Here is a 15,830-nt window from a genome sequence, read left to right as displayed (position 1 = left end):
GCCGATCGGCCGCCCGGCGACCGGATAGGGTGCGGCATGCTGCTCAACGCTCAGCGGACGTTCCCGGCGGCGGCGATGGCCGCGATGGTCCTGCTTGGCGGCCTCTCCGGGTGCGGAGACGACGGCGCGTCGCCGCCCGCGCGCGACGCCGCGCCCGAGGCGACACGTGGCGGTGCGACGACCTGGACCTTCGCCGCCGAGCCCTACAGCGGCGGCCCTCGGGTCACGTCCGCGTCGCTCGCCCGGACCGCCCAGGTCGTCCAGAGTCGCGGTGACGCGTTGGGGCAGACGATCGACTCCAAGGTCGAGCGCGGGCGCGTCGTCGTCTCCTGCGACGGCTGCTCCCCGCCGACGGCGACGGGCCGGCTGGTGCTCTATGCCTGGGAGAAGGACGTGCGCAGCCCCGAGTGCAAGGCGGCGCCCACGGACCCGTCGGTCACGGGCGGCGTCATGGCCGGCCAGCCGGGCTCCGGGTCGTTGAGCTATTACAAGGCGGTCACGAAGGCGGCCGCCAACTGCAAGGCGACCGCGGAGCCCGACGACACCACGTCGGGCCTCTGGTACGGCGTCGACGCGCGCGCCCGCGCGGTCGTCTGCGGCCCGCGGCCGACCGCGGCGGCGCTTCGTGTCTCCTGCCGGAGCGCGGGCAAACGACCGGCGCGGTCGGTCGAGGTCCCGCGGGGCTACGTCGTCGTCCAGGCCGAGTTCGATCACGCGGACAAGGCCTCGCGGGCGCTGGCGAGCAACGCCTACTTCATCCTCGAGGACGATCCGGACCTGCTCGGCCGCGACATCAAGGACCCCGAGCAGAACACGGATGAGCTGACCGGCCAGCCGACGATCACCTTCAACTTCACCGACGAGGGCAAGAAGAAGTGGCAGAAGGTCACGCGCGAGATCTCGCGGCGCGGCCAGGCGGCGGCCCTGCCGGGCCAGCCCGCCTCGAACTTCGCCAACCACTTCGCGATGGTCCTCGACGACGAGCTGATCTCGGTCCCCTACATCGACCCGCAGCAGAACCCGGACGGGATCGACGGCGAGAACGGGTCGCAGATCGCGGGCTCGTTCACGATGGCCAGCGCCAAGCAGCTGGCGGCGACGCTGCGCACCGGTCCGCTTCCCCTCGCGCTGCGGCTCGTGCGCGAGGAGCCGTGACCCCGGACGGCGAAGCGCGTCACGCCGTCGCGGGGAGGGTCACCGTGACGCAGAGCCCGCCGCCGGCGCGGGGCGTGAGGGTGAGCGCTCCGTCGTGGGCCAGGGCGATGCTCTTGACGATCGCCAGGCCGAGGCCGACGCCTGTGTGATTGGTGCGGATGCGGTCGGTGCCGCGGCGGAAGGGCTCGACCAACGTGGTGGCCAACTGCGGGGTGAGCTTGGCGCCGGTGTTCTCGACGGCGAGCACCACGGTTCCAGGGCCGACGCTGGTCGTGACCCACACGGCGCCCTGTTCGGGCATGTTGTGGACGATCGCGTTGTGCACGAGGTTGGTCGCCATCTGGAGCAGGAGCGCCGGTGAGCCGATCGTGGGGGCCGTGTCGCCCGCGGTCTCGACGGTGACGCCGCGCTCTTCGGCGAGGGGCAGGAGCGTCTCGGTGGCTTCCTCGGCCATGAGCGACAGGTCGACGTGTTCTGGGGTGAAGGACCGTTGATCTGAGCGGCTGAGCAGGAGCAGCGCTTCGGTGAGGTCGATCGCGCGGGCGTTGACGGCGTGGAGGCGGTCGACGAGCTCGCCGTTGGCGTGGTCCTCGTCGTTGCGGGCGACGTCGAGCAGGGTCTGCGTGATCGCCAGCGGCGTGCGCAGCTCGTGGGAGGCATTGGCGGCGAACCGCTGCTGCTCGGCGACGTGCGCCTCGAGCCGGGCGAGCATCGCGTCGAAGGCGTCGGCGAGCTCGCGGAACTCGTCGTTGCGGCCCGGGAGATCGATCCGGTGGCCGAGCGATCCGGTCGCCGCGGTGCGCGTGGCGTCCGTGATGCGCGTCAGCGGCGCGAGCATGCGGCCGGCGAGGATCCAGCCTCCCGCGAGGCCGAGCACCAGCAGGAAGACCAGCGCCGCGGCGGCTCTCGGAGCAAAGACGTGCAGGAGGTTGGAGCGGACGGGGAAGACGCCGGGGACCATGGTGTCGGCGCTGCGCAAGAACGCGCGATCGGGGACGTAGCGCAGGAGGAACACCCACACGACGGCGAGCAACAGGGCGCCGGCGAGCATGAGGAAGCCGGCGTAGCTGAGCGTGAGCTTGAGGCGGACGCTCAGCCCGGGCGCCCTATCCACGGTCGCCTCCTTCCTGGCCGTCGCCGGGGTGCGTGTCGATGCGGTACCCGGCGCCGGGCACGGTGGCGATGATCGACGGCTCGCCGAGGCGCTTGCGCAAGGCCGAGACCGTGATCCGCACGGCGTTGGTGAACGGGTCCGCGTTCTCGTCCCACGCGCGGTTGAGCAGTTCCTCGGCGCTGACGACCCCGCCTTCGGCGGCGACGAGCACTTCGAGCACGGCGAACTGCTTGCGGGTCAGCGCGACGTAGCGGCCGTCGCGGAAGACCTCCCGGCGAAACGGGTCCAGCCGCAGGCCGGCGATCTCCCGCACCGGCGGCCGGCTGTGCGCCCGCCGGCGGTCAAGCGCCCGCAGGCGCAGCACGAGCTCACGGAGGTCGAACGGCTTGGTGAGGTAGTCGTCGGCGCCGAGCTCGAAGCCGGAGGTCTTGTCGTCGAGGCGGTCGGCGGCGGTGAGCATGAGGATCGGCATGCCGCTCCCGGTGGCGACGATGCGCCGGGCGACCTCGTCGCCGGAGGGCCCGGGGATGTCGCGGTCGAGGACGGCGATGTCGTAGGTGTTGATGCTCAGCAGCTCGAGCGCGGTGTCGCCATCGCCGGCGATGTCGGCCGCGATCGCCTCCAGGCGCAGACCGTCGCGGATCGCATCCGCCATGTAGGGCTCGTCCTCGACGATCAACACGCGCACGCACCGATGCTACGAGCCGGCGCATATCGCGGGCGTATCGAAAACCGCATACGCGCCGGCAACAGCCCGCGGCCTGAAATGGCCGCCGTGACCTACAGCCAGCCAGTTCGAACGGCGGCCCGGCCGATCCGGATCCGCAAGCGGCGGGTCGTCGGCCTGCTCGTCGTCCTCGCCGCGATCGTCGTGGCCCTCGGCCATCGGGACCCGGGGTCCTCGTCTTCGGCCACGTCGCCGCTCCCCGCGCTGTTGGGGGAGCCCCGGCGCGCCGCGCTCGGCCTGACGGACGGCGCCATCCCCGACGGAACGTCGGTTTTCGACGACGACGTCCCGGGCGTGGCCAAGCTCGATCCCGCGCTGCTCAGCGCCCTGCGCCAGGCGGCCGCGGACGCCGCCGCCGACGGCGTCTCGTTCGTCGTCGACAGCGGATGGCGCTCTGCCGACTACCAGCAGCACCTGCTCGACGAGGCGGTCTCGAAGTACGGATCGGCCGCGGAGGCGGCCCGCTGGGTCGCCACGCCCGACACCTCCGAGCACGTGTCGGGCAACGCGGTCGACCTCGGACCCTCCGCGGCCGCCGCGTGGCTGTCCGAGCGCGGTGCCCAATACGGGCTCTGCCGGATCTACGGCAACGAGCCCTGGCACTTCGAGCTGCGCCCGCAGGCCGCCGGCAACGGCTGCCCACCCACCTACGCCGACCCCACCCACGACCCACGGATGCAGAAGTGACCGACATGATGAACAAGCTCCAGCCATTGGCCGCCCTCGCGCTCGTCGCCCTGATCGGCGCGGGCTGCGGATCGGATGCGCCGACGGAGACCGCGACCACCACGAGCACCGCGAGCACGAAGCTCACCGCGCGCGACAAGGCGGTGAAGTTCGCCGAGTGCATCCGCGCGCACGGCGTCCGCGACTTCCCCGACCCGAACGCCAAGAACGACTTCGAGTACGGGGTCAGCGTGAGCGCGACGGTCTGGCAACGGGCGACCACGGCCTGCAAGGACCTGCAACCGCCGGGCACGCTGAGCTCGAAGCGGAGCTCCAAGCAGCAATCGGCGAGCCTCCAGTTCGCCCAGTGCATCCGCGACAACGGCGTCAAGGACTTCCCAGACCCCGTCAACGGCGAGCCGGTCATCAACACCTACAAGATCCCGTCGTCCAACCGGCCGGGCGGGATGACGATCCTCAACGCCGCGATCGCGAAGTGCCGCGCTTCCCTGGAGACGGCCGCGGGAGGCCAGGGGTGAGGCGCACGCGCTGGGCGCTGTCGGCGGCCGCCGTACTGGTCGCGGCGGTTGGCGGGACGGTCGCTCTCACGGGACCCGGGCACCAGGCCGCGGCGGCCGACGCGTCGGCGGCGGCAGACACCGTGAAGGTCGAGCGCGGGGAGCTCTCGGCGATGGTCTCCCAGGACGGGATCCTGACCTACCGGGCGCGCGCGGACGGCTCGCCCTACGCGGTGGTCAACCAGGCCCGCGGCATGTACACCATGTTGCCCGAGAACGGCGACCGGATCGGCTGCGGCGGCGTGCTCTACCGGGTGGACGACAGGCCGGTGGTGCTGCTGTGCGGCACGCTGCCCGCCTACCGCGCGCTGCGCGTGGGCATGAAGGGCCGCGACGTCCGCCAGCTCAACCGCAACCTGCGCGTGCGCGCCGGCGCCGCGTTCACCACCAAGACCAAGCGGGCCCTTGAAAGGCTCCAGCAACGCAAAGGCATTGACAAGGCCGGCGCGCTGGGCCTCGGCGACGCGGTCTTCCTGCCCGAGGCGGCCCGGATCGCCAAGGTCACCGGCCAGGTCGGTGGATCCGCCGCGCCGGGCGCTTCCGTGCTGACCGCCACATCCGACACGCCGCAGGTGCAGATCCAGCTCGACCCTTCCCAGCAGGGTGACGTCAAGAAGGGCGATCGCGCCCAGATCACGCTGCCGGGCAACACGCCGGTGACGGGCCGGGTCGCGCGGTTCGGACGCGTCGCCCAGACCCCGGATGCGCAGGGCGGCCAGGCGGCCGACGCGACCATCCCGACGTTCATCACCCTCGACGACCCCGCCAAGGCGCGCGGGCTCGACCGCGCCCCGGTCGCGGTGGACATCACGACCAAGGGCGTTGACGACGCCCTGAGCGTCCCGGTCACCGCGCTGGTCGGCAAGTCCGGCGGCGGGTTCGCCGTCGAGGTCGTGCGCGCTGGTGATCGACGCGAGCTGGTCGCGGTGCGGCTGGGGCTGTTCGACACCGGCGGCGGGCGGGTCCAGGTCGCGGGCGACCTGCGCGCAGGCGACGCGGTCGTGGTGCCGGCGTCGTGAGCGGCGAGCAAGTGCTGGAACTCGATGGGGTGACCAAGGTCTACGGCGAGGAGCCTCCGGTGCTCGCCCTGCGCGGGGTGTCCTTCTCCGTGCGGCGGGGCGAGCTGGTGGCCATCGTCGGGCCCTCAGGGTCGGGCAAGTCCACGCTCTTGCACGTCATCGGGACGCTGGAGCGACCCAGCAGCGGCGTGGTCCGGATCAGCGGGATCGACGCCGCGGCGCGCAGCGACCGCGAGCTGTCGCTGCTGCGGGCGCGGGAGATCGGGTTCGTCTTCCAGCAGTTCTTCCTGGCCGAGCACGCCACGGTGCGGGAGAACGTCGCCGACGGCCTGCTCTACGCGGGTGTCTCTGCCGCCGAGCGCTACGCGCGCGCCGACGAGGCGCTCGAGCGCGTCGGCCTCTCGCACCGTGCGACGTTCAAGCCCACCAAGATCTCCGGCGGCGAGCGCCAGCGCGTGGCGATCGCCCGGGCGCTCGTCGGCCGGCCGGCGATCGTCCTGGCCGACGAGCCGACCGGCAACCTCGACAGCGCCACCGGCGCGTCGATCATGGCGCTCATCCGCGAGCTCAACGCCGAGGGCGCCACGATCATCATGATCACCCACGACGCCGGCCTCGCCGATCAGCTGCCACGCCGGATCCGGGTGCTGGACGGCGAGGTCGTCGCCGACGAGGGAGCGACGCCGTGAGCGCCGCGGGCGGGCGATTGCCTTTCAAGGACGGGCTGCGGGTGGCGAGCGTCGGCTTGCGCGCCCGACCGCTGCGCGCCGCGCTGTCCGCGCTCGGGATCGCGATCGGAACCGCCGCGATCGTGGCGGTCCTCGGGCTCTCGTCCTCCTCGCAGGCCGGGCTGCTCGCCCAGATCGACCGGCTCGGCACGAACATGCTGACCCTCGAAGCCGGCCAGAGCATCACCGGGCAGCCGTCGCAGCTGCCCCTCGAAGCCCCGGCGCGGATCACGCACCTCGGCGACGTCCAGGCGCTCGCGCACACCGGCCTGGTGAAGGGCAAGGGCGTCTACCGCAGCCGGATGATCCCGGCGACCAACACCGGCGGATTGCAAGTGCGGGCCACCAGCCTGAACCTGCTCGCCGTGCTCAACACCGGCCTGGCGCGCGGCGCCTGGCTGAACCCCGCGACCGGCCGCGAACCGGTCGCCGTGCTCGGCGCGGCCGCCGCGCGACGGCTGGCCATCGACCGGGTCTTCCCCGACCAGCGCATCTGGCTGGGAGGCCAGTGGTTCAACGTCACTGGCGTCCTGGAGCCCTCGCCGCTGGAGCCCGACATTGACAACAGCGCCTTGGTCGGCTATCCGGCCGCTCAGCGGTACTTGGGGTACATCAGCATGGTCGGCGGCGAGCAGCAGGCGGGCCCGCCAAGCTCGATCTACACGCGCGCGAGCACCGACCACGTCGCGGCGGTGCAGGCGCTGCTGGCGCCGACCGCCAACCCCGAGGCGCCCGACGAGGTCAACGTCAGCCAGCCGTCCGACGTGCTCACCGCCCGCGCCGCCGCGGCGGGGGCGTTCGACAGCCTGTTCCTCGGGCTCGGGGTGGTGGCGCTGATCGTCGGCGCCGTCGGCGTCGCCAACATCATGATCATCTCGGTGCTCGAACGCCGCTCGGAGATCGGCCTGCGCCGTGCGCTCGGCGCGACGAAGGCCCAGATCCGGACCCAGTTCCTCACCGAATCGATCCTGCTCGCGCTCATCGGTGGCGTCGTCGGCGTGCTGGCCGGGATCGCCGCGACGGCGATCTACGCCAGCACGAAGGGCTGGGCGCTCGTCATCCCCGTCGAGGCGTGGTCGGGCGGCATCGCCTCAGCGATCCTGATCGGCGCGTTCGCCGGTCTGCTGCCGGCCGTTCGGGCCTCTCGGATGCCGCCGACCGTGGCGTTGCGCACGGCGTGAGGACAGGCGAGGGAGGGCCGCAGCTGCAAGCCCTCCCTCGCGGTGGTTTCCTCGTAGTCCTAGCGCTTGCCCCGCATGAGCGGCGCGGTCAGCTGCGGCGCGGCGAGCGTCTGCTGCTTGGCCGCGGCGGAGTCGACCGGGCTGACCTCCCAGTCCGGGTGGCCGGGCATCGGCGGGGTCGTCGTGCCGTAGACCCAGTCGTTGAGGAACGTCGTCAGGTTCTGGCCGCTGATCTGCGAGGCCAGCTTGATGAAGTCCTGCGTCGAGGCCACGCCGTTGCGGTTGCGCGAGACCCAGGCACGCTCCAGGCGCACGAACGCGTCGGTGCCGATCTGTTGGCGCAAGGCGTACAACACGAGCGCGCCGCCAAAGTAGGGCTGGACGCTGAACAGGTCATCGGGGTTGCCGCTGATTGGGCGGCCGACGGGGCCGTGGTCGGCGCGGTACTGGTCGCCGAGGGAGTAGAGGACCTCCATGAGCTCCTCGAAGTCGGCGATCCCGATGTCCTCCTCCAACTCGCCGTTGGCGGCGGCGAAGGTCCACTCGTACCAGGTGGCGTGGCCCTCGTTGAGCCACAGGTCGTCCCACGAGTAGGGCGCGACGCTGTCGCCGAACCACATGTGCGACAGCTCGTGGACCATCGTCGGCTCCCACACGCCCTGGCCGCCGTAGGTGCCGTCGAACCACGGCTTGTCGTACAACGACAGCGTCTGGGTCTCCAGCGCGAAGCCGAGCGTCGCGTCGACCACGAGCGACCCGTAGGCGTCGAACGGGTAGTCGCCGACCTGCTGCTGCATCCAGTCCAAGTGCCCCAACTCGGTCGGCAGCTTGTCGGCCAGGAGGCCCGAGAGGCTCGGCGCGATCGCGTCGCGGACGATGATCCCGTCGTGCACGCCGCGCGGGATCGCCTGGTAGCGGCCGACGGCCAGCTGGACGAGCTCGGTCGCCATCGGCTGGCGCTGGAGGTAGATGTAGTGCGTGCGCCCGCGGAACGTGTACTTGGTCAGCAGCACGCCGTTGGCGTAGGCGTTGGTCCCGGCCGGGACGTCGAAGCGGATCGTGTACGACGCCTTGTCGCGCGGATGGTCGTTGGAGGGCAGGAACACGTGCGTGCCGTCGGGCTGGCCGGCGGTCGCCGAGCCGTCGGGCGTGATGAAGAACGCGGTCGACAGAAGCTCGTCCGGGTTGGGCACGGCCGGATGGGCGGTGTAGTGCGAGACCTGGACGAGGAACGGCAGGCCCTTGCGCAGCGGCCGGCGCGGCGTGATGACCAGCTCATCGCCGTCGCGGGTGAACGTCGCGGGCGCGCCGTTGACCGAGACGCCGCCGACGGAGTCCCCGGCGAAGTCGAGATCGAAGCGCGACAGCGACTGCGTCGCGACCGCCGCGATCGTCACGGTGCCGTCGATCGCCTGGGACGGGGCGGACGTGGCGTAGCGCAGGTCCAGGTCGTAGTGCTGGACGTCGTAGCCGCCGTTGCCGAGCGTCGGGAACAGGCGGTCGCCGATCCCGGCGGCGCCGGGCGTCGGCGTGTCGGCCGCCGCGAGGGCGGCGACGGGAAGCGCTGCCGCCAGCCCGCAGGCGGCGAGGGCACACGCGAGAAGTCTTCTCATGGACCGACACTAAGCGGCCTTCACTGACCGCCGCAAGGTTCGGGTCCGACATATTGGCGCGCGACGACGAGCCGCACGGCGCCGATGTGCTCGGGCTGGGTGCGCAGGTGGCCGTGGCGCTCGTCCCAGGCGCCGGAGGCGAGGTCGTCGGCGAGGTGGGCGACGCCGCGGGCGACGGCGGCGGGGTCGGTCAGGACCCAGCCGGACTGTGCGGCGCGGACGTCCTCGGCCAGGAACGCCTCAGGGCGGGCGTAGTAGGCCTCGCCGAAGCCGTCGGTGCAGTCGATCGGGATCGGGACGTCGAGGACCTCGACGGCGCCGCCGAGAACCCCTACAACGTGGTCGATGGCCGGGAACCGCACGCGCTCGGTGGCGATGACCTCGGGGACGTACTCGTTCAGCCAGAAGCGTTGCAGCGCGTCGCCGTCGAAGGTGAGGATCGCGATCGGCCCGCGGGTGACGCGGCGCAGCTCGCGCAGCCCGGCGTCGAGGTCGTTCCACTGGTGGATGGTGATCGTCGCCATCGCGGCGTCAAAGCTGTCCTCGTCGAACGGCAGCCGCTCGGCCGTCGCGTCCAGCGCGGGAGCAAGATGATGGGGTCGCTGCGCGCGCATCGTCGCCGAGGGCTCGACCGCGACGACATGACGGTCTTCCGGCTCGTAGGACCCGGCGCCCGCGCCGACGTTGATGACCGTGCGCGCGTCTCCGAGCGCGGCGTGCAGGAACGCGGCGATGCGCGGGTCGGGCTGCCGGCGCACGGCGTACCCGCTGCCGTTGGCCTCGTAGTCGAAGTCGCCGGCCGGCGTGTCGCGCATGTCCCGATCCTAGGTGGCGACGCGGGGAATGCGCCAGACTGCGCGGACACCGAGCTTCGGAATGAGGAGAGAGAGAGCGATGAGCGACAACGCCGAGACCGCGATCCTGGCGGGCGGCTGCTTCTGGGGAGTCCAGGAGCTCCTGCGCGCGCGTGACGGGGTGATCTCCACGAGGGTTGGCTACACCGGTGGGAGCAACGAGAACCCGACCTACCGCAACCATCCGGGCCACGCCGAGGCCGTCGAGATCGTCTTCGATCCCGAGCGCATCTCCTACCGCGACATCCTGGAGTTCTTCTTCCAGATCCACGACCCGACGACCAAGGACCGCCAGGGCAACGACATCGGCTCCAGCTACCGCTCGGAGATCTTCTACACCAACGACGAGCAACGCCAAGTCGCCCAGGACACGATCGCCGACGTCGACGCCTCAGGCCTGTGGCCCGACAAGGTCGTGACCGAGATCAGCGAGGCCGTCCCCTTCTGGGAGGCCGAGGCCGAGCACCAGGACTACCTCCAGCACTACCCCAACGGCTACACCTGCCACTTCCCGCGGCCGGGCTGGAAGCTGCCTCACCGACAGACCGCGACCTGATCCGGCGATCGGGTCGATGACCGGGCCGACCGAGGTCTCACCCGCGTCGGGTGAGGCGCGTTGCGCCTGCGCGGCGGTGTTCTACGTCCATGAGCGATCTCCAGCAGCAAGGTCCCGAGGGCCGTCGAGCCGGCGCCGTGGTCGGGCAGGGCTCGGTGTGGGATGGCGTGGCGTATTGGGCGACGATCGCCGGCGTCTACCTGATGGTCGGCGGGTTGATGTTCTACTCCGGCAAGGAGAAGCTCTTCGACGAGAACGGCCACGCGCCCGCGGGGATCAAGAAGCAGTTCTCGGAGTCGTTCCTGCACACGATCCCCGGCACCGACGCCGCGTGGGTGATCCTCGGCGTGCTGGAGTTCGGCGTCTTCGTGGTGATGGTCGCCAGCCTGCTGCGCGGCGAGTTCCTGCCCCATCGGCACAAGTCGCTGCTCCAGGTCGCGCTGGCGATCGCGCTGATCACGTTCGCGTCCCTCGCCTTCGGGCAGACCGCGACCGGCCAGTTCGAGGGCACCGCGTCGTTGTACCAGTACTTCGGCGCGACGGTCGTGATCCTGATCCTCGTCAGCCTGCTGCCGCCCAATCGTCCGGACACCTGGCTGCGCCGCTGACGATCACCCTGGGCGTGTGACTCGCCCTCACCCCCGCGCGCGTGACCATCTGACGCATGCGCAGGACGGTCCGGTTGGTTGTGTCGTCGTTGGTCTTGGTCGTGATGGCGGGTGGGATCTCGCCAGCGGTTGCGGCGGCCCAACAGCGTCTGATCACCTACGTGGCGCGGTCGTGCCCGAGCTATGAGGACGTTTCGGCAAATCTGGCGCGCAACAACATCCAGGAGTCGCTGCGCGACCTGGGCCCGGACACGCACTACGTCAACGGCGAGCCGATCTCGCCTCAGAAGGAAGAGCCCTTCCAGACCGCCTGCTCGCCGTTGGTCGGCTGGCACTTCCACCTCGGCCAGGGCATCGCCGCGCAGGTGAAGGGGACGTGGGGCGCGCTATCGGTGGTGTCGTCGCCATATGACACGTCGGTCGTGACGCAGGCCTCGACGCCGATGTTGAACGTCAACGGCGACGAGACGGGGTACTCGCTGCCGGGCGCGGTGACCGTCCCGCTCACCGAGGACCAGTACCAGCGCGCAACGCAGTCGGCGGCGCTGTGGGTGCAGGGCGGCGACGTCGACGATCCGGTGATGGACAAGCCCTACCCGCAGCGCTACGGGTTCGCGGCGTTGCGCTGCGCGATCGACAACCTCAACGGCGACAACGTCGAGTCCATCAACTACCCGTCCGGTGCCCGGCACGTGTACTGCTATGCCTACTACGTCGAGCCGCCGCCGACGTCGGGGACCATCGTCGTGCGCAAGGTGGTCGACGACCCGAGCGTCACGACCGCGCAGCCCTTCACCTTCCAGGGCAACATCTCCTACACGGTCGACCACACGTTCACCGAGTCGGCCGCCAACGGCAAGCCGGCGTCGCAGACCTTCTACCGCGGCGCGACCGGGCTCAGCGACGAGCCGTGGACGTTTGCCGAGCAGGTGCCGCCGGGGTGGACGCTGACCGGGCTGGCGTGCACGTCGGACACCGGCACGAGCGTGATCACGACCGACCAGGCCACCGCGCAGACCAGCGTCCGGCTGGGCGCCGGCGACACGGTGACCTGTACCTACACCGACCGCGCCATCCCGCCGCCAGCCGGGCTGGCGATCGCCAAGCGCACGCTGGGCGGCGTCGGCACGTTCGCCTTCCGCGTGTCCGGGCCTGCGAGCACCACGCAGCAGATCACGACCACGACGCCGGGCGTCGCGCAGGCCGGCGCCCCGCTCGAGGGCACGGCCGGCAGGTACACGGTCCGCGAGACCATCCCGGCCCCGACCGCCGCGGGCCGCTGGATCCTGCAGGGCGTGACCTGCGGCGCCAAGACGTTCGGCCCGCGCGACACCGTGCGCGGCACGATCTCCGCCGGCCAGGGCATCGGCTGCGTGTTCACCAACCGCTTCATCCCGTCCGGCCGGCTCACGCTGCGCAAGGTCGCCATCGGCGCGACCGGCACCGCGCGCTTCCAGATCGCCTCGCGCGCGCGACCGTCGGTGTACGTCCAGCGCGCGACGGTCCGCCGCCAGGTCGTGCCGGTCACGGCCGTCGGCGACGACACCGACCAGCTTGCGCTGGGCACCTACGACATCGTCGAGACCGACCAGAGCAGCTCGCGGTCCGACGGCTACTGGCGATTGGCCGCGGTGGTCTGCGACGGCCGTCCGGTCGGCGCCGCGCAGGGCCGCATCCGGGTCCGGCTGACCGCCGAGGACCCCACCAAGGCCTGCACGTTCTACGACCAGTTCGTCAAAGGCCCTGAGCCGCCCAACCCCAACCCGCCCGAGCCCGACCCCGACGACCCGACGCCGCCGCCCGCGCCCAACCCGCCCGGAACCGACCCGCCTCCGGCCGCCTTCGAGGCCGCCTCCGGCCCCGACGCCGACCTGGTCGTCCGCAAGCGCGTCTCGCCGGCGACGGCACGTCCCGGCCAGGCCGTCACCTACACCATCACGGTGACCAACGACGGCCCTGACATCGCCTATGACGTGGTCGCCGCCGAGCTGCGCGCGCCCGGCACCACGCCGCTCAAGCTCAAGAGCACGCAGGGCACCTGCGTCGGCGACCGCCCCGCACGCTGCACGATCGGCACGCTCGACCCTGGCGAGCACGCGACGATCACCGCGACCGTCAGGGCCGGCGCGCCGGGGACGACGGTCAACCGCGTCGGCGCGACCTCCTCCACCAACGACCCCAACCTGGACAACAACGCCGCGAGCGCGACCCTCGCCGTGCGCTCGCCTGTCTCCCCGGGTCAGGCGGAGCGACCGCCGGCCGTGACGGGCTGACGGTCCCGGTCCCACAGCGTCGCGCTCAGGAACGCCGACACGGTGATCAGCCGCGCGATCACGTACAGCCACAGCAGGACCACCGTCGACGCGCCGAGCATGCCGTAGGTGTCGATCGAGCGATCGAGCTTGGGCGCCAGGTAGACGTTGACGCCCACGTGCAGCGCGACCAGGCCGACGCTGACGAGCACCGCTCCGGGCATGAGCGCCCGCCACGGCGCGTCGCGGTGGGGGAACAGCAGCGTGATCCCGAGCGCGGCGCCCGCGTAGGCCACCAACACGGTGGCCGTCTCGACCAGCGTGCCCAGGCCGATCCACGACACCGCGACGCCCACCGCCCACGCGGTGGCCGACAGGACGAACGCCGCGATCGTGAACCCGGCGCCCGCGACGGCGGGGCGGCGGACCTTCGCCGGCCGCTCTCCCCACGCGATCGCGAACACGATGTTCAACGCGCGCACGACCCCGTAGCCGGTCCACACGGTCAGCACGGTTCCGAGGCTGAACAGGTACCAGCGCGCGTGCTCGCTGGAGGTGATGGCCTCGCGCGCGGCGCGCGCCGCCACGCCGCTGAGGCCGTGGTTGCGGGCCGCGCTGTCCAGCCCGCTGGTGTCCCCGGCGGTGAAGATGCTCGCGGCGGAGGCGACGAGCAGCCCGAGCGGGACCAGCCAGAAGAAGAGGCGGTAGGCGACGCCGCCCGACAGCAGCACCCCGCCCGCGGCACGCTCGCGATCGGTCGCCGTCAGCAACGCGCCGACCACCGGGAACCGCTCGATCGCGCGCTCCAGCTCGCTCGACGCGCGTTGGCGCGCGCGGTCAGAGCGCGAGAGAGCGGCGCCCAGGTCGTCGGGATCCTCGGTCACGACGGCGACGTTGACCGGAAGGCGGATGAGTCGGCGCCGCCTGTGGAAGGTGAGATGCGCGGCCGCGCCGGCCGCGGCGGCGTCGTCACCGGATCGCTACCGGCACGCCGGGCAGCCGGGCGCGCCCGATGCGCCGCACGATCGTGCCGATCGCGCGGTTGTCGAAGCGCACGCAGCCGTGGCTGGCGGCCGTGCCGAGCGGATCGACCAGCGACGCGCCGCCGCGGCCGTGCAGCGCGACCTGGCCGTCGCCGCCGTCGAACGAGGACAGCACATCGCTGTGGGCGGTGAGGCTGAGGATCCAGCGGCCCTCGAAGCTCGCGGCCGGCGTGCGGTAGCTGGCCTGGATCGCGAATAACCCGGTGGGCGTCGGCGTCGACGGCTTGCCCACGACCACCTTCCACCGCGCCACCAGGCGACCTGAGCGCAACAGCGCGGCGCGGCGCGCACCACGGTCGACCTCGATGCGCCAGCGCGTCGCGCGCAGCCGCACCCGCGAAGCGGCCACCCATCCGCGTGTGCCGTTGGGCCGGCGTCCGAGCCGCACCTGGACCAGGCAGGTGCCGCCGTGCGCGGCGCGCGTGCGCAGGACGAGCCGCCAGGCGTCCGCGCCGGTCAGCGGGCGCGAGGCGGAAGCGACAGATGGTCGCACCGGCGTCGCCGCGGGCACATAGGCGCGCCACGCCAGCGCGCGCGTCGGCGCGGTGGCCGGTGAGCAAGGACGCGCGGCAGCAGCCGCGGGCATCACGGCTGTAAGCGCCGTCGCCGCGAGCGCGAGCGCCGATCTCACCGGACGGCTCCCAGGACATGCCGGTCACCGCCGACGCGGTTGACGATCACGTGGGTGTCCCGCGGTACGGCGCCGCGCAGCAGCGACAGGAGCTCGGCGTCCTTGGCGCGGTCGCCGTCGCCCTCCACGACGAAGACGATCTCGTCGCCCTCGTAGCGCGTCAGCACGAGCCGCTCGCCGTGCTCACGTGCCCATGCCGACGCGATCCGGTTGCCGTCAGAGCGCGTGTTGGAGAGCTGGACGGTGTGCGCGGTGGTCACCGCCAGCGCGCCGACGACCAGCACGCCGGCGACCCCCACGATCGCGTACGCGCGGCGCCGCCGGAAGGCCGGTGGGGCGCTCGCCCGCAGGCCGGCGACGGCGCCGAACACGAGCGTGCCGACGACGACGATGGCCAGGACGTTGGTCAAGAACAACAACAATGCACCGACGGATCCCGACCAGTCGCCGTCGACCGCCGTCACGCCGACCACCGCCAGCGGCGGCACGAGCGAGATCGCGATCGCCACGCCCGGCAGGATGTCGCCGATGTCCCGGCGCGAAACTGCGAAGGCGCCGGCCAGGCCGGTCGCCGCGGCCGCCACGAGGTCGACGATCGTCGGCGCTACCCGCGCGGTGATCTGCGAGTTGTCGGCCGGCGCGTGCAGCTCGGGCAGGATCACCGCGATCAGCGCCGCAAGCAGGATCACAACGGCCGCCGCCCCCGCGACCAGCGCGGCCGACAGCGCCAGGTGGCGCCCCTCGCCACCGGCCAGCGCCGCGCCGATGCCCTGGATCGGCGTCCCGAGCGGCGCGACGATCATCGCCCCGATCACCGTCGCCGTCGAGTCCCCGACGATCCCCGCGGTCGCGATCACCGCCGACAAGACCAACAACAACCAGAACCGGCTCTGCTTGGCCCCGACGTCTCCCGAGAACAGGAACACCGCTTCCCGGATCTCCTCCTCCGAGCGCAGCTCACCCGCCAGACGCGGCCAGCGTCCGGCCGGTGGAACCTCCTCTGTCGACGCGCTCGCGCTCATTCCGGTACCGGCCAAAGCCTGTACGCCGGCAAGGTGAGCTCACCTCACCCCCAGGGCGTGAACCGTCGCGTCCGAGCCGTGCG

16 protein-coding genes are annotated in these 15,830 nt (G+C 72.0%); 9 read left to right on the top strand and 7 right to left on the bottom strand.

Annotation, left to right across the window (positions count from 1 at the left end):
* Positions 1-36 precede the first annotated feature (36 nt).
* Positions 37-1,155, top strand: a complete 1,119-nt coding sequence (locus ACT01A_RS13085; RefSeq protein WP_445152698.1) for a SecDF P1 head subdomain-containing protein — start codon at positions 37-39, stop codon at positions 1,153-1,155.
* Between the two features lie 19 nt (positions 1,156-1,174).
* On the opposite strand, the gene ACT01A_RS13080 is transcribed toward ACT01A_RS13085, so the two are convergent.
* Positions 1,175-2,269 carry a sensor histidine kinase gene (locus ACT01A_RS13080; protein ID WP_445152697.1) on the bottom strand — a complete coding sequence of 365 codons (1,095 nt, stop codon included), beginning with the start codon at positions 2,267-2,269 and terminating at the stop codon, positions 1,175-1,177.
* Positions 2,262-2,957, bottom strand: a complete 696-nt coding sequence (locus tag ACT01A_RS13075; RefSeq protein WP_445152696.1) for a response regulator transcription factor — start codon at positions 2,955-2,957, stop codon at positions 2,262-2,264. The genes ACT01A_RS13080 and ACT01A_RS13075 overlap by 8 nt, the downstream gene beginning before the upstream one ends.
* Positions 2,958-3,044: 87 nt before the next feature.
* Here ACT01A_RS13075 and ACT01A_RS13070 point away from each other — a divergent pair, with 87 nt between their 5' ends.
* Genes ACT01A_RS13070 through ACT01A_RS13050 form a run of 5 tightly spaced genes read left to right on the top strand, consistent with a single transcriptional unit; the run spans position 3,045 to position 7,168 of the window.
* Positions 3,045-3,683: a M15 family metallopeptidase gene (locus tag ACT01A_RS13070; RefSeq protein WP_445152695.1), complete on the top strand. Its 639-nt coding sequence runs from the start codon at positions 3,045-3,047 to the stop codon at positions 3,681-3,683.
* 5 nt (positions 3,684-3,688) lie between these two features.
* Positions 3,689-4,201, top strand: a complete 513-nt coding sequence (locus ACT01A_RS13065; protein WP_445152694.1) for a hypothetical protein — start codon at positions 3,689-3,691, stop codon at positions 4,199-4,201.
* The gene (locus ACT01A_RS13060) at positions 4,198-5,259 is read left to right on the top strand and encodes a hypothetical protein (protein WP_445152693.1); all 1,062 of its coding nucleotides are present in this window, start codon (positions 4,198-4,200) and stop codon (positions 5,257-5,259) included. Before ACT01A_RS13065 ends, ACT01A_RS13060 begins: the two co-directional genes overlap by 4 nt.
* Entirely contained in the window at positions 5,256-5,948 is a 693-nt protein-coding gene (locus ACT01A_RS13055) for an ABC transporter ATP-binding protein (protein WP_445152692.1), read from the top strand. The genes ACT01A_RS13060 and ACT01A_RS13055 overlap by 4 nt, the downstream gene beginning before the upstream one ends.
* Positions 5,945-7,168, top strand: a complete 1,224-nt coding sequence (locus ACT01A_RS13050; RefSeq protein ID WP_445152691.1) for an ABC transporter permease — start codon at positions 5,945-5,947, stop codon at positions 7,166-7,168. The genes ACT01A_RS13055 and ACT01A_RS13050 overlap by 4 nt, the downstream gene beginning before the upstream one ends.
* A 59-nt stretch (positions 7,169-7,227) precedes the next feature.
* Here ACT01A_RS13050 and ACT01A_RS13045 read toward each other — a convergent pair whose 3' ends face one another.
* Positions 7,228-8,781 carry a M1 family metallopeptidase gene (locus ACT01A_RS13045; protein ID WP_445152690.1) on the bottom strand — a complete coding sequence of 518 codons (1,554 nt, stop codon included), beginning with the start codon at positions 8,779-8,781 and terminating at the stop codon, positions 7,228-7,230.
* 20 nt (positions 8,782-8,801) lie between these two features.
* Positions 8,802-9,596 carry a class I SAM-dependent methyltransferase gene (locus ACT01A_RS13040; RefSeq protein ID WP_445152689.1) on the bottom strand — a complete coding sequence of 265 codons (795 nt, stop codon included), beginning with the start codon at positions 9,594-9,596 and terminating at the stop codon, positions 8,802-8,804.
* Between the two features lie 79 nt (positions 9,597-9,675).
* Between ACT01A_RS13040 and msrA the strand changes: the two genes are divergently transcribed.
* From msrA to ACT01A_RS13025, 3 genes are all read left to right on the top strand, one after another.
* Complete coding sequence (msrA, locus tag ACT01A_RS13035) at positions 9,676-10,191, top strand: peptide-methionine (S)-S-oxide reductase MsrA (protein ID WP_445152688.1); 516 nt, start codon at positions 9,676-9,678, stop codon at positions 10,189-10,191.
* An 89-nt stretch (positions 10,192-10,280) separates the two neighbouring features.
* Positions 10,281-10,799: a hypothetical protein gene (locus tag ACT01A_RS13030; protein ID WP_445152687.1), complete on the top strand. Its 519-nt coding sequence runs from the start codon at positions 10,281-10,283 to the stop codon at positions 10,797-10,799.
* A gap of 56 nt (positions 10,800-10,855) precedes the next feature.
* The gene (locus ACT01A_RS13025; RefSeq protein ID WP_445152686.1) at positions 10,856-13,072 is read left to right on the top strand and encodes a DUF11 domain-containing protein; all 2,217 of its coding nucleotides are present in this window, start codon (positions 10,856-10,858) and stop codon (positions 13,070-13,072) included.
* On the opposite strand, the gene ACT01A_RS13020 is transcribed toward ACT01A_RS13025, so the two are convergent.
* The 3 genes from ACT01A_RS13020 to ACT01A_RS13010 form a co-directional block, all read right to left on the bottom strand.
* The gene (locus ACT01A_RS13020; RefSeq protein WP_445152685.1) at positions 13,039-13,935 is read right to left on the bottom strand and encodes a YihY/virulence factor BrkB family protein; all 897 of its coding nucleotides are present in this window, start codon (positions 13,933-13,935) and stop codon (positions 13,039-13,041) included. The two genes, ACT01A_RS13025 and ACT01A_RS13020, sit on opposite strands and share 34 nt — an antisense overlap.
* 85 nt (positions 13,936-14,020) lie before the next feature.
* A complete protein-coding gene (locus ACT01A_RS13015; RefSeq protein ID WP_445152684.1) occupies positions 14,021-14,725 on the bottom strand; it encodes a L,D-transpeptidase in 705 nt (234 codons plus the stop codon).
* Positions 14,722-15,747, bottom strand: a complete 1,026-nt coding sequence (locus ACT01A_RS13010) for a DUF389 domain-containing protein (protein ID WP_445152683.1) — start codon at positions 15,745-15,747, stop codon at positions 14,722-14,724. The genes ACT01A_RS13015 and ACT01A_RS13010 overlap by 4 nt, the downstream gene beginning before the upstream one ends.
* Between the last annotated feature and the right edge of the window lie 83 nt (positions 15,748-15,830).

The sequence above is a fragment of the Baekduia sp. Peel2402 genome (genome assembly GCF_052567285.1).
This window is presented reverse-complemented; position numbering and strand designations above follow the sequence as displayed.